At 66.6% G+C, this 26,976-nt stretch carries 24 protein-coding genes; 8 read left to right on the forward strand and 16 right to left on the reverse strand.

Annotated elements, in window-relative coordinates:
- Positions 1–63 precede the first annotated feature (63 nt).
- From VGI62_RS04480 to VGI62_RS04515, 8 genes are all read right to left on the reverse strand, one after another.
- Positions 64–1,386: a DUF1254 domain-containing protein gene (locus VGI62_RS04480; protein ID WP_331503192.1), complete on the reverse strand. Its 1,323-nt coding sequence runs from the start codon at positions 1,384–1,386 to the stop codon at positions 64–66.
- A 277-nt stretch (positions 1,387–1,663) separates the two neighbouring features.
- Positions 1,664–3,172: an arylsulfatase gene (locus tag VGI62_RS04485; RefSeq protein WP_331503193.1), complete on the reverse strand. Its 1,509-nt coding sequence runs from the start codon at positions 3,170–3,172 to the stop codon at positions 1,664–1,666.
- Between the two features lie 377 nt (positions 3,173–3,549).
- Complete coding sequence (locus VGI62_RS04490; RefSeq protein WP_331503194.1) at positions 3,550–5,517, reverse strand: hypothetical protein; 1,968 nt, start codon at positions 5,515–5,517, stop codon at positions 3,550–3,552.
- A 77-nt stretch (positions 5,518–5,594) separates the two neighbouring features.
- The gene (locus VGI62_RS04495; protein WP_331503195.1) at positions 5,595–8,504 is read right to left on the reverse strand and encodes an endoglucanase; all 2,910 of its coding nucleotides are present in this window, start codon (positions 8,502–8,504) and stop codon (positions 5,595–5,597) included.
- Positions 8,505–8,507: 3 nt separating this feature from the next.
- Positions 8,508–9,446 (reverse strand): MotE family protein, encoded by a 939-nt coding sequence (locus tag VGI62_RS04500; protein WP_331503286.1) that lies wholly within the window; start codon positions 9,444–9,446, stop codon positions 8,508–8,510.
- A 5-nt stretch (positions 9,447–9,451) separates the two neighbouring features.
- Positions 9,452–9,976 carry a DUF6468 domain-containing protein gene (locus tag VGI62_RS04505; protein ID WP_331503196.1) on the reverse strand — a complete coding sequence of 175 codons (525 nt, stop codon included), beginning with the start codon at positions 9,974–9,976 and terminating at the stop codon, positions 9,452–9,454.
- Complete coding sequence (fliM, locus tag VGI62_RS04510) at positions 9,973–11,046, reverse strand: flagellar motor switch protein FliM (RefSeq protein WP_331503197.1); 1,074 nt, start codon at positions 11,044–11,046, stop codon at positions 9,973–9,975. The genes VGI62_RS04505 and fliM overlap by 4 nt, the downstream gene beginning before the upstream one ends.
- 39 nt (positions 11,047–11,085) lie before the next feature.
- Positions 11,086–11,673 (reverse strand): flagellar basal body-associated FliL family protein, encoded by a 588-nt coding sequence (locus VGI62_RS04515; RefSeq protein WP_331503198.1) that lies wholly within the window; start codon positions 11,671–11,673, stop codon positions 11,086–11,088.
- Positions 11,674–11,890: 217 nt separating this feature from the next.
- On the opposite strand from VGI62_RS04515, the gene flgF reads away from it, so the two are divergent.
- The 5 genes from flgF (at position 11,891) to VGI62_RS04540 (ending at position 16,149) form a co-directional block, all read left to right on the forward strand.
- On the forward strand, positions 11,891–12,631 hold the full coding sequence (gene flgF / locus VGI62_RS04520; RefSeq protein ID WP_331503199.1) for a flagellar basal-body rod protein FlgF: 741 nt from the start codon (positions 11,891–11,893) through the stop codon (positions 12,629–12,631).
- A gap of 14 nt (positions 12,632–12,645) precedes the next feature.
- Entirely contained in the window at positions 12,646–13,434 is a 789-nt protein-coding gene (gene flgG / locus VGI62_RS04525; RefSeq protein WP_331503200.1) for a flagellar basal-body rod protein FlgG, read from the forward strand.
- 4 nt (positions 13,435–13,438) lie between these two features.
- On the forward strand, positions 13,439–14,191 hold the full coding sequence (gene flgA / locus VGI62_RS04530) for a flagellar basal body P-ring formation chaperone FlgA (protein WP_331503201.1): 753 nt from the start codon (positions 13,439–13,441) through the stop codon (positions 14,189–14,191).
- An 11-nt stretch (positions 14,192–14,202) separates the two neighbouring features.
- Positions 14,203–14,928: a flagellar basal body L-ring protein FlgH gene (gene flgH / locus VGI62_RS04535; RefSeq protein WP_331503202.1), complete on the forward strand. Its 726-nt coding sequence runs from the start codon at positions 14,203–14,205 to the stop codon at positions 14,926–14,928.
- Between the two features lie 90 nt (positions 14,929–15,018).
- Positions 15,019–16,149, forward strand: a complete 1,131-nt coding sequence (locus tag VGI62_RS04540) for an alpha/beta hydrolase (protein WP_331503203.1) — start codon at positions 15,019–15,021, stop codon at positions 16,147–16,149.
- A gap of 19 nt (positions 16,150–16,168) precedes the next feature.
- Here VGI62_RS04540 and dxs read toward each other — a convergent pair whose 3' ends face one another.
- The 5 genes from dxs to VGI62_RS04565 are packed head-to-tail and all read right to left on the reverse strand — an operon-like array spanning position 16,169 to position 20,872.
- Positions 16,169–18,082 (reverse strand): 1-deoxy-D-xylulose-5-phosphate synthase, encoded by a 1,914-nt coding sequence (gene dxs, locus VGI62_RS04545; RefSeq protein ID WP_331503204.1) that lies wholly within the window; start codon positions 18,080–18,082, stop codon positions 16,169–16,171.
- Positions 18,083–18,110: 28 nt separating this feature from the next.
- Positions 18,111–19,010, reverse strand: a complete 900-nt coding sequence (locus VGI62_RS04550) for a farnesyl diphosphate synthase (protein WP_331503205.1) — start codon at positions 19,008–19,010, stop codon at positions 18,111–18,113.
- The gene (locus tag VGI62_RS04555; protein ID WP_331503206.1) at positions 19,007–19,249 is read right to left on the reverse strand and encodes an exodeoxyribonuclease VII small subunit; all 243 of its coding nucleotides are present in this window, start codon (positions 19,247–19,249) and stop codon (positions 19,007–19,009) included. The genes VGI62_RS04550 and VGI62_RS04555 overlap by 4 nt, the downstream gene beginning before the upstream one ends.
- Before the next feature lie 20 nt (positions 19,250–19,269).
- A complete protein-coding gene (locus VGI62_RS04560) occupies positions 19,270–19,926 on the reverse strand; it encodes a histidine phosphatase family protein (protein WP_331503207.1) in 657 nt (218 codons plus the stop codon).
- 19 nt (positions 19,927–19,945) lie between these two features.
- Positions 19,946–20,872 carry a histone deacetylase family protein gene (locus VGI62_RS04565; protein ID WP_331503208.1) on the reverse strand — a complete coding sequence of 309 codons (927 nt, stop codon included), beginning with the start codon at positions 20,870–20,872 and terminating at the stop codon, positions 19,946–19,948.
- A gap of 33 nt (positions 20,873–20,905) precedes the next feature.
- On the opposite strand from VGI62_RS04565, the gene VGI62_RS04570 reads away from it, so the two are divergent.
- Together VGI62_RS04570 and VGI62_RS04575 are read left to right on the forward strand one after the other, a co-directional pair.
- Complete coding sequence (locus VGI62_RS04570) at positions 20,906–21,457, forward strand: GNAT family N-acetyltransferase (RefSeq protein ID WP_331503209.1); 552 nt, start codon at positions 20,906–20,908, stop codon at positions 21,455–21,457.
- A 73-nt stretch (positions 21,458–21,530) separates the two neighbouring features.
- Positions 21,531–22,022, forward strand: coding sequence for a recombinase family protein (locus tag VGI62_RS04575; RefSeq protein ID WP_331503210.1), 492 nt, complete (start codon positions 21,531–21,533; stop codon positions 22,020–22,022).
- 2 nt (positions 22,023–22,024) lie between these two features.
- Here VGI62_RS04575 and VGI62_RS04580 read toward each other — a convergent pair whose 3' ends face one another.
- Genes VGI62_RS04580 through VGI62_RS04590 form a run of 3 tightly spaced genes read right to left on the reverse strand, consistent with a single transcriptional unit; the run spans position 22,025 to position 26,200 of the window.
- Positions 22,025–23,581, reverse strand: coding sequence for a DHA2 family efflux MFS transporter permease subunit (locus VGI62_RS04580; RefSeq protein ID WP_331503211.1), 1,557 nt, complete (start codon positions 23,579–23,581; stop codon positions 22,025–22,027).
- A gap of 27 nt (positions 23,582–23,608) precedes the next feature.
- Entirely contained in the window at positions 23,609–24,700 is a 1,092-nt protein-coding gene (locus VGI62_RS04585; protein ID WP_331503212.1) for an HlyD family secretion protein, read from the reverse strand.
- A gap of 48 nt (positions 24,701–24,748) precedes the next feature.
- Positions 24,749–26,200 (reverse strand): efflux transporter outer membrane subunit, encoded by a 1,452-nt coding sequence (locus VGI62_RS04590; protein WP_331503213.1) that lies wholly within the window; start codon positions 26,198–26,200, stop codon positions 24,749–24,751.
- A 106-nt stretch (positions 26,201–26,306) separates the two neighbouring features.
- Here VGI62_RS04590 and VGI62_RS04595 point away from each other — a divergent pair, with 106 nt between their 5' ends.
- Positions 26,307–26,927 carry a TetR/AcrR family transcriptional regulator gene (locus tag VGI62_RS04595; protein WP_331503214.1) on the forward strand — a complete coding sequence of 207 codons (621 nt, stop codon included), beginning with the start codon at positions 26,307–26,309 and terminating at the stop codon, positions 26,925–26,927.
- Positions 26,928–26,976: the final 49 nt, after the last annotated feature.

The following is a 26,976-nucleotide window of genomic DNA, read 5'->3' on the forward strand; positions in this document are numbered from 1 at the left end:
GCCAATTTGTAGCGGAAGCCGCGATGGATCATCGCCTCGAATCTACAGGCGTCACCGTGCTGTTCAACCCCGGAGAAGCGGCCGCCGGCCGCAATCGCTTACCTCCCCGCCCGGAAGGACGGGGTTTCTCGCGAGGGACTCAATGAAGCAACGGGTCTCGAGGTCGTAGAGCGCCACCGACCACCACTGCTTGGCCGGCACGTTCGGCGACACGTGCAGGCGATAGGTTTTGCCGCCGTCGAACCACCGCCCTTTGGCGTCGCGGTACGCCGAGAGATAGGCCTGCCCCTGGCCAGGCGTCTTCGTAGTCATGCCGGCCGACAGGCCGACCGCCTCGTAGAACCATGAGGAGCGCTCATCGAGCTGCGAGTAGAACTCCGCCTCTTGGCTTGCGGACACGTTGACGGTCCGGTCCCAGTGGCCGCCGTAACGCGCCCTGTCGAAGCGCTTGTCGAAGGAGTTGGCGATCGCCATCAGCTGGCCGATTTCCGCGCCATCGGTCAGCGCCGTGGTCTGGGCGGCGTTCGGCTTGAAGGGCTTGCCCTTCTCGATGCCCAGCGGCTTCAGCATAGCCATGAAGAGGCGATCCTCCTCTCTCACGGGCTCAATCTGAAGGTACTCGTTGAGCCGCTCCCAATAGGCCATGCCGCGGGGCTGGGTGCCACTCCACGCCCTGCCGTCGGGGGTTACGACCCGCGTCTTGCGCGGGTTGGCCGCGTCCTTGGCCGGATAGACCTGGTAGCCATTGAGGATCCGCTCGCCGTCCACCGCGTCGGTTGTCAGCACACGGAAGGCGTGGAAGACGTTGAAGGTGGGCGAGCGCACCTCGTAGTCGAACTTGACACCGGCTGGGGTCTCCTGCCCGGGCCCCAGAACCAAGAAACGTCCGCCCTTGCCCTTGTCCGGCCCGGTCAGGCCGCAGTCGGAGATGCCGCGCTCCCAGAAGCTGCTGAAGCCGCCGGCGATCTCTCCAGACGGGATCTCGACGACCAGCGGACCCGTGCGAGCGGTGTTCACGAACCCCATCACATAGGGCGTCGTCGCATTGGCGGTGATCAGGCCCAGCTTGTCGCGCACCGACACATACTTGACGATGTCGCCGTCCTTGGCCCCGAACACCGTCTCGTGCTGGTTCTGCCATTGGCCGTAAGCGACGAGCGGCAGGCCCCACAGATGGGCCTGGCAGGCTCGCTGAAAGTCCCGCTCGGCGTATAGGCGGTCGATGGATGCCTGGTCGGGCAGGCCCTGGTCGTTCAAGACGAGCGGCCCAATCCGCGTCTCGGTCTCGGCGCCCTTGGGGCGGAAGCTGCGCGGATCGGGGGCAATCTGGCCGGGGTCGACGTCGGTGGCGTCCTCCTGGATAGGAAGTCCGGAGTTTCTTGCCACCCGGAGCCCGCGTCCCTCCGGTCTTTCCCGGACATTGCGGCGGGGGCCACTGGGCGGGACGGCTCGGCCATCACCTTGATCGCGTGAGGTCCCCGCGGCCTTTTTCAATCAGCCCGTCCATGACCCTGAAATTCGAGGGGGCGGAAGGAAAATGGGGTTTTTCAACACAATCCACCCTGCGCCGTCATTCGCAGAGTCCTCTGGCGAATCGACACCAAGGCGAGCTTTCGGCCCTTAGCGGGACCATCCCATCGGTAAGCCAGCGAGCTAGCTGCTCTTAAGACTTGGGCATCAGGGATTCGACCACTTGGTCGATGCTGAAGCTCGCCGACTTGGCGCGTGGCGGGAACTCCTTGAAGCTTTCCAGCCACTTGCCGATGATCGCTTGCGCCGGCACGAGCAGGAACGCGCGGTCGCCCATCCACTTGTCGTAGAACAAGCTCTCGTCGCCGCGTTCGAACGGGTCTGCGCGCAGATTGAAGATCTTTGGGGCCCGCAGCACGTCGAAGGACTCGCGCCAGACATCAAGCCCATGATGGCGCTGCTCCGCGAAAACTGTCTTCCAATTCCCGACGCGCAAGGCCAGCACGTCGCCGTCATCGCTCCAATAGAGGAAGCCTTCACGCGGCGACTCATCGACGTCGCCCTTCAGGAAGGGCAGCAAATTCTCGCCATCCAGGTGAACTTTGAAGGTCTTGCCGCCGATTTCGTAGCCCTTCTTCACCTTGGCGATGAGATCGGGCTCGCCTGCCGCTGCGGCGAAGGTCGGGATGAAGTCCTGAAGCGAGCAGATGTCGTTGATCACCCGTCCAGGCTCGATCACGCCCGGCCAGCGCATAACGCAAGGCACTCGCCAGCCGCCTTCCCAGTTGGTGTCCTTTTCGCCGCGGAACGGCGTCGAACCGCCGTCCGGCCATGACATCACCTCTGCGCCGTTGTCCGTGGTGAAGACCACGATCGTGTCGTCGGCCACTCCCAGATCGTCCAGCTTCTTCAAGAGTTGGCCGACGTATCCGTCGAGTTCGACCATACCGTCGGGATAGAGGCCGAGACCTGTCTTGCCATCGGACGACGGCTTCAGGTGAGTCCAGATGTGCATGCGAGTGGTGTTGAAGTAACAGAACCAGGGACCGCCTTCCTTGGTCTTGCGATCCATGAAATCCAACGCAGAGGCGAGAAATTCCTCGTCGATCGTCTCCATCCGTTTGCGATCCATCGGGCCGGTGTTTTCGATCACCTGTTTGCCGACCGGGCCAAAGGCTTCGTCTTCTGTCGGATCATCCTTTTCGCTGGCCTTGCACTTCAGCACGCCACGCGGCCCGAACTGCTTCCGGAATTTCGGGTCCTTCGGATAGTCGGGGTTCTCCGGCTCCTCCTCGGCGTTAAGATGGTAGAGGTTGCCAAAGAACTCGTCGAAGCCGTGGACGGTGGGCAGGTGTTCGTTGCGGTCACCCAGGTGGTTCTTGCCGAACTGGCCGGTGGCGTAACCCAGGTTCTTCATGAACTGGCCGACACTCGGGTCCTCTGCGGTGAGGCCTAGCTTCGCTCCGGGCAGGCCAACCTTGGTGAGGCCTGTGCGGATCGGTGATTGCCCCGTGATGAAAGCGGCCCGGCCTGCAGTACAGCTCTGCTGGCCGTAGAAATCGGTGAAATTGGCCCCCTCTTTCGCGATCCGATCGATGTTGGGGGTGCGGTACCCCATGATCCCATTGTTGTTGCAGCTGATATTAAACCAGCCGATGTCGTCGCTCATGACGAAGAGGATATTGGGCTTTCCCTTGGGCATGCGACCTCCGTGGTCCGGCAACGCGTGAAGTGTGCAAGGCCACATTGTTCAGGCGGACATTGGGGTGCAGCCATCAGGGCGAACCCCGAGGGGCGAGGGTGTTCGCCTCCGAGGTCGCGTTTCCGCCCTGCAAGGTTCTTTGGCACGTCCGCTTTCCCGCCCTGGATCGGCGGCCGCGGTTGGACCGCTCTGCGCCGATCGGTGATCGGGCGAGTGCGCGGATCGCGCTTCTCAGGCCACCCGGCCCTTTGCATTTCGATAGCGCAACCATTGCACTACTTAGTCGGCTGGGCGGTAACGTCCGATCCCACGCACTCCGAACCTGAACTTAGGCTGAGCTCCGCGAGTTGATTCCAGCTTAGCTACAAGGCGCCCGACTAGAGGTCGGGCGTCTCACCCTTGGCGCGAGCCATCCGGCGGCTTGGCATGGCCTTCGCCAGTTCCGCCTGATCGAGCTTCCCATCGTGGTTAAGGTCGAGTTCGGCGAACTTTGCCCTAAGGCCCGCCAGGGGACCCTTGAGCTCATTCGGCTCTATGAACCCGTCGAGGTTGGAGTCGAGCGAGCCCATCATCTGCGAGGCGAACAGCTTCCCTTGAAGGTCGTTGCGGACGTGGGTCGTCGTCTCGTCGGCCCACCGGTAATTGACCCGGAAATACATCATCTCATCGGGGGTCTGCTCGCCCCAGGTGACGTTGCGCTTGGGGTCCGGATTGGCCGGATTGTGTTCGGAGTTGTCGTAGACCCAGGTCGCGACCAGCTTGGTTCCGGCCTTCACCAGGATCGGCTTCACCGGATCGTAGTCGCGCTGCCAATTGAAGTCGTACTTGGGCAGCGAAAGCAGCATCGTCTGCTTGCCGTCCGGCGTCACCTCTTTCAGTTCCACGTGGTAGCCGCGGTAATGAGCGTGCGGGTACAGCGTGTAGAGGTAGGCGTCGGCCGGGAAGGTCAGGTAGGCGACCTCCTGGTGGCGCGCTTCGCCGGCCGGGATCATCAGGGCGAACGTCGAGATAACGGCCGAGCGCTTGATGTACTGGGGCGGAGTCTTCAGCGTGTAGAAGCCGACCTCGCTCTTATCGACCGTCTCCTTGCCCATGGTCGTGTAGTGCATCTGGAAGTGCAGCTTGCCTCCAGCCGGCACCGGGGCGCCTGAGTTGTCGGCCATGACCTGCGGCTGCGCGCCGGGCGTGTAGGAGCCCACCGAGCCGCCCGGAATGGCCGCCGCCGGCTGGTTGGGGTCGGGGATGTGGTTGGAGACCACATGGTGCAGCACGCGCCGGTCGCCCGGCTTCATGGCGATCGCCTTCAGCCAGGTGTCCTGGGTGAAGGGATTGGGAACCACCTGGTTCTGATACTCGACCAACCCCGTGGCCGGCACTTTGAAGGCCGGCAGGTCGACAATCACGTCGGGCTTTCCGAGGTCTTCCGGCCAGTCCGGCGCAACCTTCGAGGCATTGGCGAGCAGCGGGTCGGCCCCGGCGCCGCGCGGCGCGCCCGCCTCGATCCAGTGCACCAGCAGCTTGGTCTGGTCGGGCGTGAGGCCCTGGTCGTTCTTGAAGACGCCAATGTGCGGGTCAGCGAAGTAGGGCGGCATGCGATGGGTGCGCACAGTCTCGCGGATCATCGGGGCGAAGCCCTTGATCACCTCGTAGCTGTTCATCGCAAAGGGGCCGATGCCGCCATTCACGTGGCAAGTGACGCATTTCTCCTGCAGGATCGGGGCTATCTCCTTGGAATAGGAGATATTTCCGAACTCGGCCGCGCGGGCGCGCTCAGGGAAGGCGACGGGCTTGCCGGCGGTATAGGCGATGCGTGTCACCGCAGGTTTCTGTCCGGCCAGGAGCGCATCCACCGCCTGTCCGGCATGCGCGTCCAGAGGGCCGCGGTAAGCGACGCGCCAGGTCTTCGGGTCGATCACGAAGACCTCGCCGTCGCGTTGCACGCCCAGCGACTCGCCCACCAGTTGCTGCTCGTCCATCAGCACCGGGACGCTCAGCCCCTCCTTGACGGCCTCGGCGGCGACGGCGTCTCGGCTGTCGGCGAGATTGGAGTCCAACGCCCAGACGACGACGCCCTGTTTCTTGTAGGCGTCGGAGAGCTTCTGCAACGCAGCGTCACCGGCCCGCGAGGAAGCCGCGCCGTTGGACCGCGTCATCATGACGATCGCGGGCGCGTAGCCGAAATAGTAGAGGTGCTGCGCCAGCCGCGTGTGGTCTGTAAGCTGGAAGTCGTCGACCCGCTGCGGCGTCGCAGTGGGCGTGTCGGCGGCGATTCCGACAGGCGCGGCCAAGCCGACAAGACCGACGCCGGCGATGACAGCGCTTGCAGCTAACAGGGCTCGTTTCACAGACAAACTCCCAGCTTTTCCGTCCCTAGTAGCATCGGTTTCCTGCCGGGATGTTGCAACCGCCTTAAGTTCGCCACTTAACCGTTTGCGCCGCCGGGCGCTGCGGCCTGCGCCTGTTTCCCCGGCGTCGGCGCCGAGGAGGCGGGCTTGCCGGTCCCCGTCGGCGCAGGGCGGCTCTTGAAGCGCTCCTTCATCTTGTCCACCCAGCCCGTGAAAGCCTCGTTGTCGGCGCTGACACGACTGAAATCGGCGACGCTCAGGCGATCGGCCGAAACGCCGGTGAGCGCGATTCGCAGCGCCTCGGGATTGTGCGCGCCCTCAAAGAAGCGGCCATACTGACCGCTAAGGCGGCTCAGCGCCGCCTGGTCGCCCGCCAGGCTATAGGCGACGCCGGCGCGCAGCAGCTTGCCCTCTTCTTCGGCGGAGAGCGGAGTTGCATCCTTCCAGCGGGTCCCCAGCGCCTTTTCGAATTGCGGGCCGGCCTTGGCCCAGTCCTTCTGCTTCCAGTTGATCTCGCCGCGCAGGTCCTGGCCCTCTTTCGAGGTGTCCTTCTCGATGATCTCCAAGGCGGCGTCATAGCGGCCGACCCCTGCCCACGCGCGGGCCTCGATCAAGCGCCGCTCGGCGTTGAGTGCGGCGGGCAGGACGGTGGTGCGCGATGAGTTGATCGCCTGAATGGCCTGCTCGGGCTTCTTGTCCATCAGGTAGATCACCGCCAGGTCCGTGGCGACTTGCGCGCGAGGCACGCCGTCGAGGCGGTTCTCAGCCTGATATTTCAGGAGTTCGGCGGCCTGATCCAGGAGATCCACGTCCACCAGCCGGCGCACCAGCTTGCGCACCATCAGGTCCCCGTCGGCGCCCAGCGGCGTCAGCTCCTTGAAGTCGTAGAACAGCGCCAAGGCCTGGATCGGCTCCAGCCCATCGGCGTTGCCGTTCAGGAACAGAGCCCGGAACGCCGCCGCCAGGTCGGACTGCAGCTGCAGGGCCGCGGGCAGGTCCGGCAGCCGAGACCCGGCGGAGCGAAACGCTTCCAACGCCTCACGATAGCGCCCCTGGCCCAGGTAGAGTTGGCCGAGCGCCCGGATGGTCTCCAGTTCGGTCGCGTCACCGCGCCAGCGGTAGCGCAGCCCGTCGAACACTGCGGCGGCCTGCAAGGGTGTGAGCTTGCCTATCTCCAGTTTGATCTGCGTGGCCCGGAGCAGGGCCGGCGAGGCCAGCGACTGCATCGGGACCGTGGCGATGGCCGTGTACATCCTCAGCGCCCGGTCCTTGTGGCCCTGCTGCTCGATGATCCGGGCCTGCGCGAGCCGCGTCGCAAGTTGTTCGGTGACGTCGGTTTCGTTGGCGAGCGCGAGGCGGATGCGCTCATCGGCGGTCGCAAGATCGCCCTGGGCAAGCGCCGCCTGGGCGTCAGCGCGGGCGAAACGCGCGCGCCAGGTCGGCGAGAACAATGAATAGGTTTCCACGCCCCGGGCGAACTGACTGCGCGCCTCCGGCAATTGCCCAAGCTGGGCGGCGACGTAGGCCCGCCAAAGCGCACTCGAGCGATCCTCGGACAGCGCCGGCGCCGAGAAATCCGCCTCGGCCTCCTTGTAGCGGCGCGCCATGACGCGTGCGATGCCGCGCAGCCCGCGGAACTCCGGCGTGTCCATCAGGCGCGGGCTGGCGCGCGCCGCGTCGTTGAGCACCCCGATCGCCTCGAACGACAGCTCCGAACCCACCAGAAAGCGAGCAAGCGCCATGCGCGCGGCCGTCGGAGCGTTCTTGTCCTTGCCGGCGCCCTCAATGGAGGCCGCGCTCAAAAGGCCGTTGTATCGGGCCAGGAAGCCTTTTGCGCCGGTCCTGGGCCAGTTCTCGTAGTCGATCAGCCCCGGCATCAGCGCCGGCCTGGGCGTGTCGAGGCCCAGTTGCTCAGCCTCCAGGGTCGAGCGACTGGGGGAGAGCGCCAGGCCCAGCGGGCGGCTCATGCGCACGATGTCGCCGTCACGGACGACGGCGAGGTTGGGGATAAAGGATTCGACCGCCAGCCCCTGCACGGACGGCAGCACGGCCAATTGCACGTAGTCACGCCGGGTGGCCAGCCCCTTGGCCGGCCCGAGCGCGGTGACCACGCTCAAGGTGTCGCCGGCCTGGGGGTCCGTCATCTGCACGACCCGGGTCGCGCCCGCCACCGCCGCTTTGAGTGTCGCCGGCCCATCGGCCTCGTCGCGCGTCAACCGGATCACGCTGGGATCGCCCTGGTCACCCGGGCCGAGCGCAATTGTCCAGGTCGGGCCAACGGCGGTGGCGAACACCGGGACGCCGTGCGCCGCCTCTATGCGGACCGCCGAGTAGTCGGCGCCGCGCGTCGCCCGGACGCTCGAGAACTGAACGAGGCCGCGCGGGGCGTGGCCGAGGTCGATGGTGGCTGGAGCATCAAAGACCACCCACACCGCATCGCCCCGCCGGAACACAGCCGCCCCGGCCGGGTTGGCCCAGGTGAAGCTCAACTGCACCTGGGCGTTGACCACCTTGGATTCCATGTGGACCACGCCGCCGGCCGGGACCGGATTGGGGCGTTGCGGCTCGGCGGCGCCCCCGGCCGCAGCCAGTTCGGCTGCGCTGGGCGCCGCCTTCTGGAACACATTCACGAACGCGGCGCCGTCGGCGGAATCGGCCTTAAAATCAGCGTCATCGGTGAGTGTCAGGACGAGTTCAAGACGACCTGCCACGTGCCGCTTTTCGGCGGTCTTGATCCACTTCGGCGGAGAGGTGCGCAGGCGAGAGATGTCGGGGTCGGCATCGCGTGGAAAGGTCAGGGTCAGGGTCTGTCCCTTGCGCTTGACCTGCGCACTGGCGGCCCCGGGAAACTCCAGACGCGAGAACCCGTTGGCCTGGGCGATCCGCAGCTCGATGCCCGCCCGGGGGGCCGCTCCGGCGGGGACGACGATGGCCGCAGCGACGGCGAGCGTCGCAACGCCTGCGCGCAGGGCTTGGCGCAGGTCCATCGGCTATCCCGCCTTGGGCGGCGGCGGCGGGGTGGCCGCACGCGCCGGGGCGGCGACAGCCGGAGGCGTCGCGCTCGCCTCCTCGCTGGCGGGAGCAGCCTTGCGGGCTGCAGCCTTCCTGGACTGGCGCGCAGGCTTGGCCTTGGTTGGAGCCTTCGCCGCAGCGTCAGCGGCTGGCGTGGGCGCCACCGCATCAGCCCTGGCGGCGTTCTGAGCCAGCGTCTGGGCGGCGACGAAGCGGTGAGCGAGCGATTCGGTCAGTTTTTTGGCCTCCTGAGGCGGCATCTGACCGACGATCGCCGAGAGCGAACGCTCCTTCATCCTGGCCGCGATCGGCAGGCGCACGCTGTCCTCGAGGATCGCCATCCTCGCGGCGGCGTCCTTGGTCTTCATGCCCTCGAAGACCTTGACCAGGCGGTCCACCTCGGCGTCTTCCCGGCCGTCGGCCTGAGTCAGCAGGCCCTGCACGTCGGCCTTGAGGCCCGTCAGGGCCTTGAGCTTCGCGTCGACTTTGGCCTCCGCGGTCGCCAGCAGGGCGAGCTGAGTCGAAAGATCGGCCTCGCGCTGGTCGAGCTGGGTTCGGCGCGCGCCGAGGTTCTGAAGTTGCTGCAGTTCCGCCGGCGACAGGCCGGCCTCCTTGGCAAGTTCGGCCGCGGTTGGCGCGCAGGCGGCACGGGGCTGGAGGGTCGGCGGAGGAAGCGCGACACCGGCGGCGTCCTTGGACTCGCCCACCTCGGCCTTCGCCGACTTGTCCGCGGAATTGGACTTGTCGTCCGGTTTGGCCTTGGCGCCGCCTTTGACCGGCTTCGTCTTGACGGCCGCTTCTTCGGCGAAGGCCTTGTCGCCTGAGATGAGGCCAGGCAGGTCGCGAGCGCCGGCCAGGGCATTGATCGCCAGAACGCCGCCTACCGCTATGCCGACCAGTGGCAGGAGGCGAGGCATCGACTTCACCTGGCCGCTCCGCGGGTCAAGCCGAGCGTGAGGGGCTCGTCGTCGAACAGGTCATCCTCAACGTTGCGGCGAAGCGGGGCCGGCCGCTGCAGTGAGGTCAGCCGTTCGGCCTGGGCGCCGCGCTCGGCCGCCAGGCCGCGCTCCGGCCGCGATTCCCGCGCCGCGGCGAGCAATGCGCCCAGGCGACGCTCGGCCACCGGATCGGCCGTAGGCGTTGGCGACTGCTGGCGCGGCGTCGCGGGCGCGTGGTCGATCAGCCGCTCCAACTTTGCGGCCAGCGTCCGGCCCTTGTCGATGCGATCTGCCAGCAGGTCGACGGCTTCGTCAGTTGCGGCGCGAAGGTCGGCCAGTCCCTGTTCGGCGCGCGCGGCGGCCCTGTTGAGTTCCTGAACGGCGATGGAGAAACCGTCATGGCTGTCGCGAAGCGCCTTCAGCCGGCGGTTCAGCCGCCAGCCCATCGCGAGCGCGGCGACCAGAAGACCTGCGAGAAGCAGATTGAGGGCAACACCGACAATGCTCATGAATTCCTCTGCACGGCTTTCCGTGCGCTGGGCGTCAATGGCGCTTCGACGCGGACGGCGATGTGGGAGTTGCGACGGCCCATTCGGCCGCGGGTGAGCGGAATGGCGCCTGCGCGCAGCTCGATCAGGCTGTCGGGTGTCGCGTTCAGCATCAGGGTGTCGCCGACCTTCAGGTCGAGCACCTGCTTCAGGCCCAGCTGTTGCTCGTCGAGCACGGCGCGGACCTCCATGTTGGTCGTCCAGAGCTCGGTGGCGAGGTGGCCTTCCCAGATGTTGTCGCGGCCGAACTTCTCACCCATGAACTGCTGCAGCAGCATCTTCCTGATGGGCTCGAGGGTGGCGTAGGGCAGCAGGAGTTCGATGCGCCCGCCGCGGTCTTCCATGTCGATGCGCAGCTTCACGAGGATGGCGGCGTTGGCCGGCCGGGCGATGGCGGCGAACCTCGGGTTGGTCTCCAGGCGATCGAGCGTGAAGGTGACCGGGGTCAGGGGCTCGAACGCCTCGCGTGCGTCGCTCAGCACCACCTCGACCATTCGCTGCACCAGGACGCGCTCGATGGTGGTGTAGGGGCGCCCCTCGATCCGCATGGCCGCCGTGCCACGACGCCCGCCCAGCAGGACATCGACAATCGAATAGATCAGGTTCGAATCGACCGTCAGCAGGCCGTAGTTGTTCAGTTCCTCGGCGCGGAACACCGACAGGATCGCCGGCAACGGGATCGAGTTGAGGTAATCGCCGAAGCGGATGGAGGAGATGTTGTCGAGGCTCACCTCGACGTTGTCGGAGGTGAAATTCCGCAGGCTGGTGGTCATCAACCGGACCAGCCGGTCGAAGACGATCTCCAACATCGGCAGGCGCTCATAGGAAACCAGCGCCGAGTTGATGATCGCCCGGATGCCGGTGCGCTCGCCGCCTTCCTCGTCGGAGAGATCGAAGCCCAGCAGACTGTCGATTTCGTCCTGATTGAGGATTCGCTCGGCCAGCGGCTCGCTCTCTGCCCCCGGCCACGCATTCGGCGCGCCAGCGGCGGCCTGGAGGTCTTGGGCAAGATCTTTGGGTTCGTCGGCCATGCGTGAAAGCGATCGCTGGCGCCGCTCGGAGGCGGCGCGCTAGTTGATCAGCATCTCCTCGATGAGCACGGCGTTGGCCTTCGAAGGGGCGATCACCAGGTTGACCCGGCGCAGGATTTCCATGCGCAGCTGGTAGGAACCCTGACTGCCAGAGAGGTCTTCCGGCCGCAGTTCGCGAAGGAAGGTCTGGAACATGTCCTGCAGCCTCGGCATGTTCGGCTCCAAGGTCTCGACCGTCGCCTGGTCGGGCAGTTCCAGCGTCAGCTTCAGCTTCAGGAAGGTCGGCCGGCCGTCGGCCGTCTGCATGTTCACCACCACGTCGGGCATCGTGTAGAAGAGGACGCCATCGGGGCCGTCGGTGACCTGTCCCGCGCCCTTCTCATCCTTCCCCTTGTCGTCCTTGCCCTTCTTGGCAGGCTTCTTTGCAGCGGCGCCGTGGACCGCATCAGGCTTCGGCTTGAGGAACATGAAAGCCGCGCCGCCGCCGCCGCCCAGCACCACCAGGGCGCCGGCGCCGGCCATCAGCATCATCTTCATGGAGAGCTTCTTCGCCGATTTGGCGCCCCCGCCCTCTTCGCCCTGCCCAGCGTCCCCTTCGGGGCCCCCCTGGGCCTTCTCCTCGGCCACGCGCGCGTTCCTTAGAAACCTGATCCCGACGCAATGGCCCAGGTTTGGTTAAGAAGCGGTTTTTAACGGAGATTAACGAGGGCCAACCCTGCCCGGCATTTTCCGCCGACGGCCCCGCGTTAACTTTCTTGGTCGTTGTATTATCAAGCGTTTTCAGTTGGCCCGAAGCTTGCAGCTCGAGACAGCGAAGGTGTCGCGTCTCTAGGGCTACAAATTAATGGACAACGCTATCTATGTCGGACTGTCGCGCCAGATGGTGTTGCGGCGCGAAATGGACATCGTCGCCAACAACATCGCCAATGCCGACACCAACGGCTTCAAGGTCGAATCCTTGATGACCAAGGAGGTGCCGGGTCCGCCGGCGTTCACCGCCGAGGGGCCCCGACCGGTCAAGTTCGTGGGCGACGACGGCGTAGCGCGCGACTTCGGTCAGGGCGGCCTGCGCCGCACCGACGCGCCGCTCGACCTGGCTGTCGACGGCCCGGGGTTCTTCAAGGTCACTACCTCGGCTGGTGAGCGCTACACCCGCGACGGGCACTTCCGCACCGACGACACCGGGCGGCTGACCACACAGGCCGGCGACACCGTCTCCGACGACGGGGGCGGCGAGATCACCGTTGATCCGGCCAAACCCGGTCAAGTCAGCATCGCCCCGGACGGCACGGTGAGTCAGGGGACCGAGCGCATCGGAAAGATCGGCGTCTTCAAGTTCGAGAGCCTGTCGGCGCTCGAAAAGACCGGCGGCAATCTCTACCAGAACCCTTCCAACCAGCAGGCTACGGCGGTCACCGACCCGAAAGTGCGCCAGGGCATGCTCGAGGGCTCCAACGTGAACCCGATCCTGCAGATCACCCGGATGATCGAGGTCAGCCGGGCCTACGAACAAGTCACCCAGATGATGTCATCCCAATCCGATCTGACGCGCAACTCGATCGCGCGCCTCGGCCGCGTCCAATAGTGAGGAACTGAGCGATGCAAGCCCTTCGTACCGCCGCCTCGGGCATGGCCGCCCAGCAGCTCAATGTCGAGGTGATCTCCAACAACATCGCCAACATGAATACGGTTGGCTTCAAGAAGCAGCGGGCCGAATTCCAGGACCTGCTCTATCAGACGCTCGAGCAGGCCGGCGCCCAGTCCTCAGACCAGGGCACGATCGTGCCCACCGGCGTTCAGGTGGGGGCCGGCGTCAAGGCGGGCTCGGTCTACAGGATCAACACCCAGGGCACGACGACCGCCACCGGCAACAAGCTTGACCTGGCTATCAACGGTCGCGGCTTCTTCCAGGTGATGACGCCGACCGGCGACCTCGCCTACACGCGCGCCGGCAACTTCGCGGTCAACGACCAGGGCCAGTTGGTCACCCAGGACGGCTACCTGGTTCAGCCGGCGATCTCGATCCCGCAGGACGCCTCCGACATCAGCATCTCCGCCTCCGGTCAGGTGCAGGTCACCCAACCGGGTTCGCCGACGCCCAACGTCGTGGGCACGCTCGAGCTCGCCAGCTTCATGAATGAAGGCGGCCTCTCCGCGCAGGGCGCGAACCTCTTCAAAGAGACCGCCGCCTCCGGCGCGCCCATCACAGGGACCCCCGGCGCCGCCGGGTACGGTCAACTGATGCAGGGCTACACCGAGGCCTCCAACGTCGATCCGGTCACCGAGATCACCGCCCTGATCGTCGCCCAACGGGCCTACGAGATGAACTCCAAGGTGATCTCCACGGCCGACAACATGCTGGGCGTCGCCAACCAGGTGAAGTCTTAAGGCCATGCGCGCGCTCGCCATCCTCGCCGCGGCGCTGCTGGTCGCCGGCCCGGCGATCGCCGGCCAGGCCGTCACGCTCAAAGCCGACACAGCCAATGCCGACGGCGTCGTCACCCTGGGTGATCTCTTCGACGGCGCCGGCGCGGCCGCCGGCGTTCGCGTGGCGGCGCGCGAAGGCGCGACCGTCGCGCTCGACGCCGCGGCGGTGCAGCGCATCGCCCATCGCGCCGGCCTCGACTGGGCCAATGCAGAGGGCCTGCGCACTATCGTCGTCCATGCTGGCGTCGTCCACGCCGCCTCTGCGACCGCCGCCGTCGCCGCACCCCGCGGCAACGTCGAGGTGCTTACCTACACACGCAGCCTGTCGGCCGGCGAGATCGTCCAGCCCTCGGACGTGGTCTGGGCCAAGGCCGCCGCGGCCACGATCGACGCCCCATCCGACGCCGAGGCGGTGATCGGTCAGGTCGCCAAGCGTCCGCTTCGGCAAGGCGCGGTCGTCCAGGCGCACGACCTCGGGGCAGCCCAGGTGATCAAAGCTGGCGACGTGGTGATCGTGTCCTACGCCGCCGATGGCGTATCGCTCGCGCTGGAAGGCAAGGCCATGGGCTCAGCCGGCGTCGGCGAGACGCTGTCCGTCCAGAACACAGTCTCCAAGAAGGTTGTTCAGACCCTCGTCACCGGACCGGGCCAGGCCGTCGTAGGACCGCAGGCCGAAGAGCTGAAGACCGCCCGATCCCTCCGTTACGCTGTCCGCTGAAGGAAGTGCCGATGCGTTCCCGCCTCACCGCCGCCATCCTGCTCATCGCCCCTCTCGGCGCCTGCACCACGGTCGCTGAAGCCGTCCACGGTCCCGAACTTGCCGCGGTCGGATATCCAGCCGCGCTCGCACCGATGGAACAGAGGATCGTGGCTCGCGACGTACCGCAGCCGGCCAGCGCCAACTCGCTCTGGCGGGTCGGGGCGCGGACCTTCTTCAATGACCAGCGCGCGTCCAAGGTCGGCGACATCCTCACGGTGCAGATCGACATCGACGACAGCGCCAAGACCACCAACTCGACATCGACCTCGCGGACATCCGGCGTGACCGCCGGTATCCCGCACCTGCTCGGCCTCGAGTCGAGCCTGGGGAAACTATTGCCGGGCGGCTACGATCCAGCCAATGCGCTCTCGACCAACTCCAAGACCTCCAATGACGGCGCGGGGGCGGTCAACCGAGCGGAGAAGATCAGCCTGACCATCGCTGCGGTGGTCTCTGGGGTGCTTGCCAACGGCAACTTGGTGATCCAGGGCACCCAGGAAGTCCGCACCAACACCGAAGTACGCCAGCTTACCGTCGCCGGCATCGTGCGCCCGGAGGACATCTCCTCCTCCAACACCATCAAGCACACCCAGATCGCCGAGGCCCGCATCAACTACGGCGGCCGCGGCGACATCAGCCGCGTCCAGAAGACCCCGGCGGGGCAATCGCTGATCGAGAAGTTCTCGCCGTTCTAAGGGTCGACGCCCAGGGCCCGCAGCCGTTTGACTGCCTGGACTACGGGCGTAGCTTGGCCGCTCCGCCCTATGGCGGGCCGGGGGGAAGTCATGCGTCGGATCATCGTTGAGGTCTTGGCCGCGCTGGCGTTATCGACGCCGGTGCTGGCCGAACCCCTGAAGGTCGTCTCGGAGAACCCGGCCTTGCCGCCGAGCTACACCCGGCTCGTGCTCCATTCCGACCGGCTCGGCCGCGACTTCGCCGTAACCGTGAACACACCCTCCGCCACCGTCTTCCTGCCTGGCCAAAAGCTGCCGGCCGTCTATGCGCTGGACAGCGGCTATGGCCTGGCCGGGGCTCAAGGCTCCCTGCTCTCCAACACCGGGGCCATGGAGCCGGCGATCATCGTAAGCGTCGGCTACCTGCCAGGGCAGGCCCTCTTCCGAAACACCGACCTGCTGCACAACAAAACCACCCAGGACAAGGCGACCTACGGCGGCGGCGGCGCGGCGTTTGAGGCTTTCCTGCTGGAGGACTTAAGGCCATTCATCGAGGCCAGGTTTCCGGCCGATCCGGCCCGGGCGGTGCTTTTCGGCCATTCGTTCGGCGGCCTCTTCGCCGCGAATGTCTTCGCCGACAAGCCGGACGCCTTTTACGGCTACGTGATCGGTAGCGTTTCGGCGTGGGCCGATCCGCACCTGATCCGCAAGGTGGCCGAGGCCGCGCCGAAAGCTCATGGCCAACGGGTTTTCCTCAGCGTCGGCGAGAAGGAAGGCTCGGGCGTGCCGGGCGGCAGCAGCCAGATGACCGACGGCTTCAAGGCCCTGACCAAGGGACTGAAGGGCCAGCCGGGGATCGCCCTGAAGACCCAGCTCTACGCCGGGGAAACCCACCTCTCCTACTATCCGCGGCTCATCACGGACGGCTTTCCATGGGTGCTGCCGCCGGCGATGCCGTTGGGCGCAAAGCAGGCCAAGCTGCCCCCGACGACGATGGCGCGCTACCTCGGTGTCTACCGCATGCCGGACGGCCGCAAGATCACCGTGACGACTGATCCCATGGGTGGGCTGCTTGGTCAGGTGACCGGCGTGCCTCAGGTTTCCCTGCAGCAAAATGGACCGGACCGGTTCTATGTCGCGGCCTCGGACCTCAACGTCACCTTCGACAGCGCAGGCTTGACGCTCACCGGGGCCGATGGCGGAACCCTGCGGGCTGAGAGAGACAAGACACCCTCATCTTGAGCCCGCGCGACGTCCCGAACTAGGCTCGCCAGCCTTTCGCCGCGATATTGTCGGCGCCCAGGGCGGCCAGCGCCCCGCGGACGATGCCTTCGGCGTCGAGCCCGGCCTGGGCGTACATCGCTTCGGGCTTGTCCTGGTCCTGGAACACGTCGGGGAGGACGAGGCTGCGGACTTTCAGGCCGCGGTCCAGTGCGCCATGGTCTGCGAGAGCCTGCAGGACGAACGAGCCGAAGCCGCCGACGGCGCCTTCCTCGACAGTGATGAGGGCCTCGTGCTCGCGCGCCAGCCTGAGGACCAGGTCAACGTCCAGGGGCTTGGCGAACCTGGCGTCGGCGACCGTGGCCGAGAGGCCCCGAGCGGCCAGCATGTCGGCAGCCTTCAGAGCCTCGCCCAGGCGCGTGCCGAAGGACAGGATAGCAACCGCCGTCCCCTCGCGCAGGACGCGGCCCTTGCCGATCTCGTAGGGCAGCGCCAGCGCCGGAATCTCGACCCCGGTCCCCTCGCCGCGCGGATAACGGAAGGCGCTCGGCCGGTCGTCGATCTCGACCGCGGTGGCGATGGCGCGGGCGAGCTCCGCCTCGTCGGCGGGGGCCATCAGCACCACGCCGGGCAACGCCCCCATGAAGCCAATGTCAAACGAGCCTGCGTGGGTCGGGCCATCGGCGCCCACGAGCCCTGCGCGGTCCATGGCGAAGCGCACCGGCAGGCGCTGGATCGCCACGTCGTGGACCACCTGATCGTAGCCGCGCTGCAGGAAGGTCGAATAGATAGCCGCAAACGGCTTCATCCCGTCCGCGGCCAGCCCCGCAGCGAAGGTCACCGCGTGCTGCTCGGCGATGCCCACATCGAAGGTGCGGTCAGGAAAACGTTCCTCGAAGAGGTCCAGTCCCGTGCCCGACGGCATGGCCGCGGTGATGGCGACGATCGTAGGATCGATCTCGGCGCGCTTGATCAGCTCCTGCGCGAAGACCTTGGTGTAGCTTGGGGCCGCGGCCTGTCCCTTGGCCTGTTGCCCGGTGACCACGTCGAACTTCACCACCGCGTGGTGTTTGTCGGCGGCGTTCTCGGCCGGGCCGTAGCCCTTGCCCTTCTGGGTCACGACATGAACCAGCACGGGCTTGTCGACGATGGCGCGGGCGTTGTGCAGGACGTGGACCAGGGCGTCCATGTCGTGACCGTCGATCGGGCCGACATAGTAGAAGCCAAGCTCCTCGAAAAAGGTCCCCCCGGTGACCATGCCGCGGGCGTATTCCTCAGCCTTTCGGGCCGCTTCCTGCAGCGGTTTGGGGAACGCCTTGGCCATCGACTTGCCGACGCGGCGGATCGAGCGGTAACCACCGCCTGAAACCAGCCGAGCCATGTAGGCGCTCATCCCGCCCACAGGCGGGGCGATCGACATGTCGTTGTCGTTGAGGATGACCGTAAGCTGTTTGGTGGTCTCCGCGGCGTTGTTCATCGCCTCGTAGGCCATCCCGGCGCTCATCGATCCGTCGCCGATCACCGCCACGACCCGGTTGTCCTCGCCCTTTTGGTCACGGGCGGCGGCGAAGCCCAGGGCGGCGGAAATCGAGGTGGCGGCGTGCGCCGCGCCGAACGGGTCGTATGGGCTCTCCGCTCGCTTGGTGAAGCCCGAAAGACCGCCCGCCTGGCGCAAGGTGCGGATACGTTCACGTCGGCCGGTAAGGATCTTGTGCGGGTAGGCCTGGTGGCCGACGTCCCAGATCAGGATATCCTTCGGTGTTTCGTAGACATGATGCAGGGCGACCGTCAGTTCGACCACGCCGAGGCCGGCGCCCAGGTGGCCGCCAGTCTGGGAAACCGCCTCGATGGTCTCGGCGCGAACCTCGTCCGCCAGCGTCTTGAGCTGTGCGATTGAGAGCGCCCGCGTGTCAGCCGGCGAGGTGATCGTGTCGAGCAAGGGGGTTGCGGGCATGGGGCTAAACGAACCGGACCGGACCAAATTAGTTACGGCGCTCTAGCACGAAATCCACGCTCGCCCGCAGGAATTCGGCCGCCCCGCCGAAGGGGTCCAGATGGGTCTTGGTCTGGACCGCAAGGACGCTCAGCCGCTCACGTGCAGCCTCCACGCCGAGCAGAGTGACGAAGTTCGCCTTCCCCTTAATGGCGTCCTTGCCGACCGCTTTGCCGAGACTGTCGGCGTCGCCCTCGGCGTCCAGCAGGTCGTCGACGATCTGATAGGCGAGGCCCAGGTCATGGGCGAAGGCCAGCATGGCGTGGCGCTCTGAATCCTTGGCCCTGGCCAGCACCAGGGGCAGTTCGAAGGCGCAGGCGATCAATGCGCCCGTCTTCAGCCGTTGCATCCGCGCCACACCCCCGAGGTCGTCGCGCACGCCCAGGATATCGATCATCTGGCCACCTGCCATGCCTTTGGCGCCCGTTGCCTGGGCAAGCTTCATGACGAGCTCCGCCCTGAGCGCGCCGTCGGAACAGGTGTCGGGATGGGCGAGGATCTCGAAGGCCGCGGTCTGCAGGGCGTCGCCGGCCAACACCGCGGTCGCCTCGTCGTACGCCTTGTGCACGGTCAGCCGGCCGCGGCGCATGTCGTCGTCGTCCATGCACGGCAGGTCGTCATGGATCAGGCTGTAGGCCTGGATGCACTCGAGCGCGCAGGCAGTTCGCAGCACCGAGCGCTCAGGCACGTCGAACATCTTCCCCGCCTCGAGCGCAAAGAAGGTGCGCAACCGTTTGCCGGGCCCGAGCGCGGCATAGCGCATCGCCTCGGTCAGGCGCCCTTCCGGGCCGTCGGCGCGGGGAAGCAACTCGTCGAGCGCCACTGTGACCAGGTCGGCCGCCGCCGCAACGCGCTGGGCGAGGGGCGCCGCTGTAAGCACGCTCGTCATTTGAACTCGGCCGTCTCGACACCTTGGGCGCCAGCCGCGCCCACGACAATCTTCTCGACACGCAGTCGCGCGGCCTCCAGGCGGGTTTCGCAATGCGCCTTCAGGGCTGCGCCGCGCTCATACATGCGGATGGAATCCTCCAGCGGCGCCTGCCCGGACTCCAAGCGTGCGACGATCTGCTCCAACTCGGCGAGCGCCTGTTCGAAGGTGAGGGGCGCGATCTCGGCCGGTTCGGACATGCTGCTCCTTAGTGCTCTTCCTAGCCCCGCTCGAAGCGTCGCGTAGACCAGTACTTGTAGCCCTCGCGGACCGTCATGCGCCAGCCGCGGCGGCGCAGCGCGCGCCCCACCAGGATATTGAAGAAGCCGTGGGCGAGAACGACGACGTTCTGGCCGGAGGCCGCCATGGCGTCGAGCTTGGCGGCGGCCTCGTCGGCCCGGAGCTCGGCCTGTTTGCGGCTCTCCTCGCCCTGATGGTGATTGAAGTACCACCACCAGAACCTGGCGAAAAATCCCCAGAGCCGCGGGGACAGCTTGATCCATGCGGGCCAGTTCGGCGGCGGCAGCGGGGCTTCGACCAGCAGGGCTTCCTGGGTGAACGCGCGGCCGTGGCCGACGGTCTGGGCGCTTTCGATCGCGCGCAGGCGAGTTGAGGCCACCAGCACGTCGCATGTGTCGACAAAGCCGCGCAGCGCGGCAGGCGGCACCTGCCCGGGCAGCAGTCCCATCGTCTCGTAGCGCGCCCAGAAATCGCGATATTCCTGCGACGTCAGCCGTACCTTGCGCGAGAGCGCAGGCTCGCCATGGCGGGCCAGCGTGATCGCACCTGGTCGCTGTACGCCAGCGCGGCGCGCCGCGGACGTGGGTCCCTCCGCGTTCAAAGCGCTGGCCAGTCCATCCGCACGGCTGGCTTGCAACCCCTCACCCGTTTTGTCCTTACCCCTCGGAGAGGGCCCGCACATGCGCCAGCGCAGAGGAGCCCAGAGCCTCAAGGTCGTAACCGCCCTCGAGCGAGGACACAACCCGGCCCTTAGCGTGGCGGTTGGCTACCGAGACGATGGCCCGCGTGGCCCAGGCGAAATCTTCAGCTTCGAGAGACTGTCCGCCGGCGCCCAAGGGGTCCCGGACATGGGCGTCGAAGCCGGCCGAGACCAGAATCAGGTCCGGCGCGAAGGCGTCGACCCTGGGCATGAGGCTTTCGAAGGCCTTGCGCCACACATCCCGCGAGGCGCCCTCGGGCGAGACGGCGTTGGCGATGTTGTCTGAGGTCTGCTCGGAGGGATGGCCGGTGCCCGGCCACATGGGCCACTGCTGGATCGATGCCAGGAACAGGCCTTTCTCGCCGTCAAAGGCCGCCTGTGTGCCGTTGCCATGGTGGATGTCGAAATCGACGACAGCCACCCTCGCAAAGCCGGCCGCCTGGGCCGCCCGCGCGGCGACAGCGACGTTCGAGAAGATGCAGAAGCCCATCGGCAGGCCGGGCTCGGCGTGGTGTCCCGGTGGGCGCACGGCGCAGAAGGCGCGGTCCGACTCACCTGCGGCCACGTCACGCACCGCCGCCACGACAGCGCCCGCCGCCCGGCGCGCTGCGTTGAGGCTGCCGGCCGACATGAAGGTGTCCCCGTCGAGCTTCAGCCTGCCGGGCCCCGGCCGCGCCGCGAAGATCGCATCGAGGTAGGACTTGCCGTGCACCCGGACGAGGTCGGCTTCTTCGGCGAGTGGGGCGTCGCGCACGACATACTTCACGTCACTGGCGTCGCTGAGCGCATCGGTCACGGCGCGCAACCGTTCGGGACGCTCCGGATGGGTCTCGCCTGGGCGGTGGTCGAACATATCGACATGGGTGTAGAGCGCGACAGTCATGGCCCATCCTATCAAAGATTCTGCGCCCGCCCGATGCTTCAACCCCTGATCCGACGCGCGGGCTCCGCCGACGCCGACGCGCTTGCCACCATCGGCGCTCAGACCTTTAGTCAAACCTTCGGCCACCTCTATCCGCCGGCCGACCTCGCGCGTTTCCTGGCGGAAGCCTACAATCCTGAGCGCGCACGCGCCGACCTTGCCGACCCTGCCAAGGCGTCCTGGCTGGTGGAGGCGGACGGCGAGGCAGTGGGTTTCGCGCTTGCCGGTCCCTGCGCCCTGCCGCACCCCGACGTCACCGCCGATTGCGGCGAACTCAAGCGCCTCTACCTCCTGAAGCCGTGGCAGAACGGAGGTCTCGGCGCACGCCTGTTCGCCCAGACCATCGCCTGGTTGCTGGGTGAGGGCCCGCGAAACATCTGGATCGGTGTCTGGTCAGAGAATTACGGTGCTCAACGCTTCTACGCCCGCCACGGGTTCGAGAAGGCCGGGGAATATGGTTTCCAGGTCGGCGACACGGTTGATCGCGAATTCATCTACCGGCGCGGCGCGGAACAGAAGGAAGAATTGCTTCGATTTAACCTTTAAGCGGCTTGGCGCGACGCGCAGCTTTTGGGACCCTGCGCCACAATCTCTCTACCGGACGTGGAGCGCCGGACGCATGCTGAGGATCGGCTACGTCAGAGTTGAGGACCGCGGCTTGGGGGCCGACGCGGCCGGCCAGGCCGCGGCGCTGGAGGCGTTGAGTTGCCATGTCGTGCGCGCCGAAGACGGCGAAGACTTTAAGGTCCTGAACTCGATCCTGGATTTCCTCGCCAAGGGCGACCAGTTGGTGGTCGGCAGACTTGAACAACTGGGCCCCAGCAGCCGCGGCATCCTGCAGGTGCTGGAGCGACTGGAGGCGCGCGGCGCGAGTCTGCAGATCGTCGAGCCGGAACTCTGCAGCACAGGGCTTGGCGGAAAGGCGCTGCACGCCGTTCTCGAGGCCATGGCCACCGTGGAACCGCCGTCGTTGCGCCAACGCCGCCCGGCGCCGAACCAGGAGATCGGGGCCCTGCGGAGCGCCGGCGTCGGCCCCGTTGAGATCGCCCGCCGGCTCGGCGTTTCGCGCATGACGGTGTGGCGCAAGCTGAAGGCCATGCAGGCCTGCTGATCCTAGTCGGCGGCGTGCTGGCTAGCGCCCGCCCCCATCGCCTTGCTGGTAAACCAGACGAGCGGCACCAGGATCACCATGAGCCAGGCAAAGACACGGAAGAGGTCAACGGTGGCCAGAAGGTAAGCCTGGTTGACGACCTGGTTCGTCACTGCGCCAAGCGCTTGCTGTGCGCTGAGGCCGGCGCCTTCCAGTTTCTGCAAGCCGGTCGTGAATGTCGGATCCTGAGCGCCCATTGTCTCCGACAGGCGGCTCTGATGCAGCGCCGCTGAGCGATCCCACGCGGTGGTGACCACCGAGGCGGCGAAGCTGCTCGCGGTGATGCGCATGAAGCTATAGAGCCCCGAGGCCTGCGGGACCTGCTGTCCCGGAACCCCGTTCAACGCCAGGGTCAGCAGGGAGACGAAGAAGGTGCTCATCGCGATCCCCTGTACCAGCATGGGGATGACCAGGGCATAGAAGTCCACGTCACTGGTGAATAGCGAGCGCAGGAAGAATGACGCGCCGAAGGCGAGCAGGGACAAGCTGGCAGGCCAACGAGCGTCGACCCTGTTCATGATCCGCGCGGCGAACGGCGTCAGGAACACCGCCACCACACCGGACGGCGCGGCGACCAACCCGGCCCAGGTGGCGATGAAGCCCATGTGGGTCTGGAGCCACAGCGGTTGCAGCAGGTTGGCTCCGAAGAACACCGCGTAACCCAGGCAGGAGACCACCGTCGCCAGCACGAAGTTCCGCGACCGGAAGAGGGACAGATCGACGATCGGGTGCTCTTCGTTCAATTCCCAGATCAACCAGGCGACAAATCCGACAATGGCGATGATCAGCTGGACGACGATCGCCGGCGAATTGAACCAGTCGGCGTCCTTGCCGGTATCCAGCATCACTTGCAGCGAGCCCACCCAGACGAGCAGCAGCACGAACCCGGTCCGGTCGATCGGGACCTTGAGCGTCGGGGTCTCGCGTGTGCGCATGTTGCGCCAGCAGATGACCGTGCAGATCAGCCCCACCGGCAGGTTGATCAGGAATATCCACGGCCAGGAGAAGTTGTCGGAAATGTAGCCCCCGAGGATCGGCCCGCAAATCGGCGCCACGAGCGTGGTCATCGACCAGATCGCCAGCGCCGTTCCGCGCCGGGCCGGCGGGAAGATCATGATCAGCAGGGCCTGCGAGCCAGGGATCATCGGGCCCGAGACCGCGCCCTGCAGGATGCGGAAAACGATCAGGGACGGCAGGTTCCAGGAAACCCCGCAGAGGAACGAAGCGATGGTGAACATCGCGACCGAGCCCACAAAGGTCCTCACCACTCCGTAGCGCATCATCAGCCAGCCGGTGAGCGGCACGGATACGCCGTTGGCCACGGCGAAGGAGGTGATGACCCAGGTCCCCTGGCTCGGGCTGACGCCCAGGTTGCCGGCGATGGTCGGGATCGACACGTTGGCGATTGTGGAATCCAGCACCTGCATGAAGGTGCCGAGCGCCAGCGCGATCGAGGTGATCGCCAGCAGCGACCCCGTCATCGGGGTCGGCGTGGCGGGCGAAGAGGCGCTGTCGGACATGGCCGGCTTCCGTCTTCTCTGATGGCCTCAGTGCGTGTCCGACACGTCGACGGCGGCCTTCATCGAGAGGCCCACGCGCAAGGGGTGGTCCCTCAGTTCCTTCGGGTCGAGGTCGATACGCACCGGCAAACGCTGGGTCACCTTGATCCAGTTACCCGAGGCGTTCTGCGCCGGGATCAGGGAGAAGGCCGCGCCTGTGCCCCCGGACAGGCCACGCACCCGACCGTGGAACCTCACCCCAGATCCGTAGAGATCTGAGGTCAAAGTCACCGGCTGGCCGGGACGCACCTTCTTGAGCTGCACTTCCTTGAAGTTGGCGTCGACGTAGGCCTCGCCTTCCGGGACGATGGCCATCAGCGGCACACCCACCGCGGCCTGCTGTCCGACCTCCACCTGCCTCTTGGAGACGATGCCGTCGATGGGCGCCTTGATCACTGTGCGGTCCAAAGCGAGTTGGGCCGCGTCGAGTCGCGCCTTGGCCGCGGCCACCTCTGGGTTCTGTTCGATGCTGACGCCGGAGATCAATACGCGGTTGGCCTCGCGGCTGCCTGCCGCAGCTTCGCGGCTGGCTTGGGCTTGGGCGAGCGCGGCCTGTGCCTCGGCGAAGCGGTTCTTGGCGTTGGTCAATTCATCGCCGGAGACGGCGCCGGAACTCGAGAGCGCCTCGCGCCGCGTCAGGTCGGTCTTGGCGCGGTCGAGATCGGAACGTGCGCGCGCGATGTCAGCGTCGCGCGCGCGCAGCTGGCCTGCGAAGGCGGTGTCGTTGGCTGCATAGCCGCGCACCCTGCGTTCAGCCTGGCCCAAGGCAGCTCGCGCTTGTTCGACCAAGATCCTTGTGTCGGCATTGTCGAGCACCACGAGCGGGGTCCCGGCCTTGACGGACTGCGTTTCCTTGACCAGCACCTCGGCGACCGGTCCTGCGACCAGCGGCGTCACCTGCGCCACGTCGGCCCCGACATAGGCATTGTCGGTCTTCACGGTCTTGCCAGAGGTGAGCAGCCACCATACGCCGTACGCCGCTGCGCCGGCAAACACGGCGATGGCCAGCCAAGTGATCAGGCGCCCTCGGCGCGCGCGCGCGGTGGCGGCGATCTTGGCGGTGAAAGCGGTATCGGACATCGGGGGTGGTCCTTGGGAGATACTTCGTTCGGGGTCGGGTTCGCAGGACTATGCTGGAGCGCGGTAGCCGCCGCCCAGAGCGCGGACGAGCGCGACGTCCAGGGCGAGCGCTCGGGCTTGCAGGTCGGTGACGACGCGTCGGCGACGCAGGACGTCCTGCTCGACCAGGAGCACGCTGGGATAGATGGCGAGACCGCCCTCGTAGCGGAGCCTGGCGATCCGATAGGCGTCTTCACTGGCCGCGAGCGCGGCCTGCGATGCGGCAAGCTCCTTGGAGAGCGCCCGGCTGGACGCCAGGACGTCGGCCACCTGGTGGAAGGCTTCCGCAACTGTGGCGTCGTAGCTGGCTACGGCGGCGTCGCGATCGGCTTCCGCCCCACGGTAGCCCGCCCGGAGCCGACCACCGTTGAAGATCGGCAAGCTGACGGCCGGGCCCACCGAGCCGATATCGGATCCTGAACTGGCGAGCTTGCTCAGGAACAGCGACTGCACGCCGATGAAGGCCACGAGGTTGACGTCCGGATAGAAAGCGGCGCGGGCTTCATGAATGCGCTCCGCCGCAGCCTCTGCGCGCCAACGCGCGGCGGTCACGTCCGGCCTTCGGCCCACGAGGTTGGCGGCAAGTTCTGCGGGCACGCCTAGCGGCTTCAAAGCGGCTGCATTCGGACGCGCAAGCGCCAGGCCCCGATCCGGTCCTGCGCCGGCCAGCGCGGCGAGCCTGTTGCGGCTGAGCGCGATCCGCTCGTCCAGTTCCGCCACATCGGCCTGCGCCTGCAAGGGCTCGGCTTCCGCCTGGCGCTGCTCGGCCAGGGTGTCGAGGCCGTTGGCCACGCGGCTTTGGACGAGTTTGGCGGTTTCGCTCTGCACGCCGATCGCGCGGTCGGCCACGTCACGCTCGGCATAGAGCCGCGCCAGGTCGGCATATTCCGCCGCGATATTGGTCGACAGCATCAGCCTGGCCTCGGCGGCGTCGGCCTCGGAGGCGCGGGCGTCGGAGACGGCGGCGGCCACCGCTGCGCGGTTCTTGCCCCAGAAGTCGAGCTCCCAGCTGAAATCCAGCGTTGCACGGCCGTAGTCGTTGTAGCCGTGCGGCACGAATTCGGGTGGGATGCCCAGGTTGTAGCTCTGCTTCATCTCCTCGACGCTGCCGTTGGCCGAGATTGTGGGCAGTTGGTGCGAGCGGGCGATCGCCGCCACGGATTCAGCCTTGCGGACACGGGCCTGGGCCGCCGCCAGCGTCGGCGAACCGGCCAGGGCTTCCTGCATCAGGCCGTTGAGCTGGGCGTCGCCATAGGCCGTCCACCACGCCTCGGCCGGCCAGTCGCGTGAGGCGCCGGCGACGGATTGGGCCACCGCGTAGGTTTGCGTCGCCTTGGCCACGCGAGCCGGGGTCTGCGCCGGCAGGCTTGCGCAGGCGCTCAACGCGGTGGCGGCCAGAAGGCCGGCGACGCCGAAACCCCGGCGGGACCTTGGCTCTAACGGCGGGGGAGAAGCGCTCATGGTCGCACTCTTGTCATACCGTACGGTACGGTCATATTATGCCCGCCGATATAGCGAGCGGCGCCGTGGGGCGTCAAGGTGACCATACCGTACGGTTGGAAAAAAGATGCAGTTGACCAAGGCCCGGTTGGATCGCGACGCACGCCGGGAACTCATCCTGGATGTCGCCCAGGAAGTGTTCCTTGAGGAAGGCTTCGCCAACGCTTCCATGTCCACCATCGCCGCGCGCCTCGGTGGTTCGAAGGGCACGCTCTATAACTACTTCAAGAGCAAGGACGAGCTGTTCAACGCCTATGTCGAGCGACGCTGCCTGTGGCAGGACGAAATCTTCGCCGGCCCGCTCGACGACGAGACGACGGACGAGACCTTAAGCCGGATCGGCCGCGCCTACCTCACCCGCGTCCTGACCGAGTTCAACCTGCGCAATTTCCGCCTGATCGCCTCGGAAGCGGAACGCGCACCGGAGATCGGCCAGACCTTCTACAACGCCGGCCCCCGCAAGGGCGCCGAACGGGTGGCGGAATTGCTGAGCGGCATGGTCAAGGCGGGTCATCTCGACCTGGATGACCCGCTCGACGCCGCCTACCAGTTCCTGGGCCTGGTGCAGAACCGCTACTTCAGAGCCAGGCTCTGCAACGCCATTCCCGAGCTGACCCAGAAGCAGGTCGAAGACGAGGCCGCCCTCGCCACCCGCACCTTCCTGCGCGCTTTCGGGACCCGTCGCTGAGCCTCACCCGCCCTCGGCTCGGCGCCTTTCCTGAACGAAGTCGATGAAG

The organism is Phenylobacterium sp., from assembly GCF_036495085.1.
Taxonomy (GTDB): domain Bacteria; phylum Pseudomonadota; class Alphaproteobacteria; order Caulobacterales; family Caulobacteraceae; genus Phenylobacterium.

Excerpts from the sequence above, each read along its gene's own strand:
- VGI62_RS04485 (WP_331503193.1), bottom strand. The coding sequence starts at position 3,172 with ATGCCCAAGGGAAAGCCCAATATCCTCTTCGTCATGAGCGACGACATC.
- VGI62_RS04495 (WP_331503195.1), bottom strand. The coding sequence starts at position 8,504 with ATGGACCTGCGCCAAGCCCTGCGCGCAGGCGTTGCGACGCTCGCCGTC.
- VGI62_RS04500 (WP_331503286.1), bottom strand. The coding sequence starts at position 9,446 with ATGCCTCGCCTCCTGCCACTGGTCGGCATAGCGGTAGGCGGCGTTCTG.
- VGI62_RS04505 (WP_331503196.1), bottom strand. The coding sequence starts at position 9,976 with ATGAGCATTGTCGGTGTTGCCCTCAATCTGCTTCTCGCAGGTCTTCTG.
- fliM (WP_331503197.1), bottom strand. The coding sequence starts at position 11,046 with ATGGCCGACGAACCCAAAGATCTTGCCCAAGACCTCCAGGCCGCCGCT.
- flgF (WP_331503199.1), top strand. The coding sequence starts at position 11,891 with ATGGACAACGCTATCTATGTCGGACTGTCGCGCCAGATGGTGTTGCGG.
- flgG (WP_331503200.1), top strand. The coding sequence starts at position 12,646 with ATGCAAGCCCTTCGTACCGCCGCCTCGGGCATGGCCGCCCAGCAGCTC.
- flgA (WP_331503201.1), top strand. The coding sequence starts at position 13,439 with ATGCGCGCGCTCGCCATCCTCGCCGCGGCGCTGCTGGTCGCCGGCCCG.
- flgH (WP_331503202.1), top strand. The coding sequence starts at position 14,203 with ATGCGTTCCCGCCTCACCGCCGCCATCCTGCTCATCGCCCCTCTCGGC.
- VGI62_RS04540 (WP_331503203.1), top strand. The coding sequence starts at position 15,019 with ATGCGTCGGATCATCGTTGAGGTCTTGGCCGCGCTGGCGTTATCGACG.
- dxs (WP_331503204.1), bottom strand. The coding sequence starts at position 18,082 with ATGCCCGCAACCCCCTTGCTCGACACGATCACCTCGCCGGCTGACACG.
- VGI62_RS04550 (WP_331503205.1), bottom strand. The coding sequence starts at position 19,010 with ATGACGAGCGTGCTTACAGCGGCGCCCCTCGCCCAGCGCGTTGCGGCG.
- VGI62_RS04555 (WP_331503206.1), bottom strand. The coding sequence starts at position 19,249 with ATGTCCGAACCGGCCGAGATCGCGCCCCTCACCTTCGAACAGGCGCTC.
- VGI62_RS04565 (WP_331503208.1), bottom strand. The coding sequence starts at position 20,872 with ATGACTGTCGCGCTCTACACCCATGTCGATATGTTCGACCACCGCCCA.
- VGI62_RS04570 (WP_331503209.1), top strand. The coding sequence starts at position 20,906 with ATGCTTCAACCCCTGATCCGACGCGCGGGCTCCGCCGACGCCGACGCG.
- VGI62_RS04575 (WP_331503210.1), top strand. The coding sequence starts at position 21,531 with ATGCTGAGGATCGGCTACGTCAGAGTTGAGGACCGCGGCTTGGGGGCC.
- VGI62_RS04580 (WP_331503211.1), bottom strand. The coding sequence starts at position 23,581 with ATGTCCGACAGCGCCTCTTCGCCCGCCACGCCGACCCCGATGACGGGG.
- VGI62_RS04585 (WP_331503212.1), bottom strand. The coding sequence starts at position 24,700 with ATGTCCGATACCGCTTTCACCGCCAAGATCGCCGCCACCGCGCGCGCG.
- VGI62_RS04590 (WP_331503213.1), bottom strand. The coding sequence starts at position 26,200 with ATGAGCGCTTCTCCCCCGCCGTTAGAGCCAAGGTCCCGCCGGGGTTTC.
- VGI62_RS04595 (WP_331503214.1), top strand. The coding sequence starts at position 26,307 with ATGCAGTTGACCAAGGCCCGGTTGGATCGCGACGCACGCCGGGAACTC.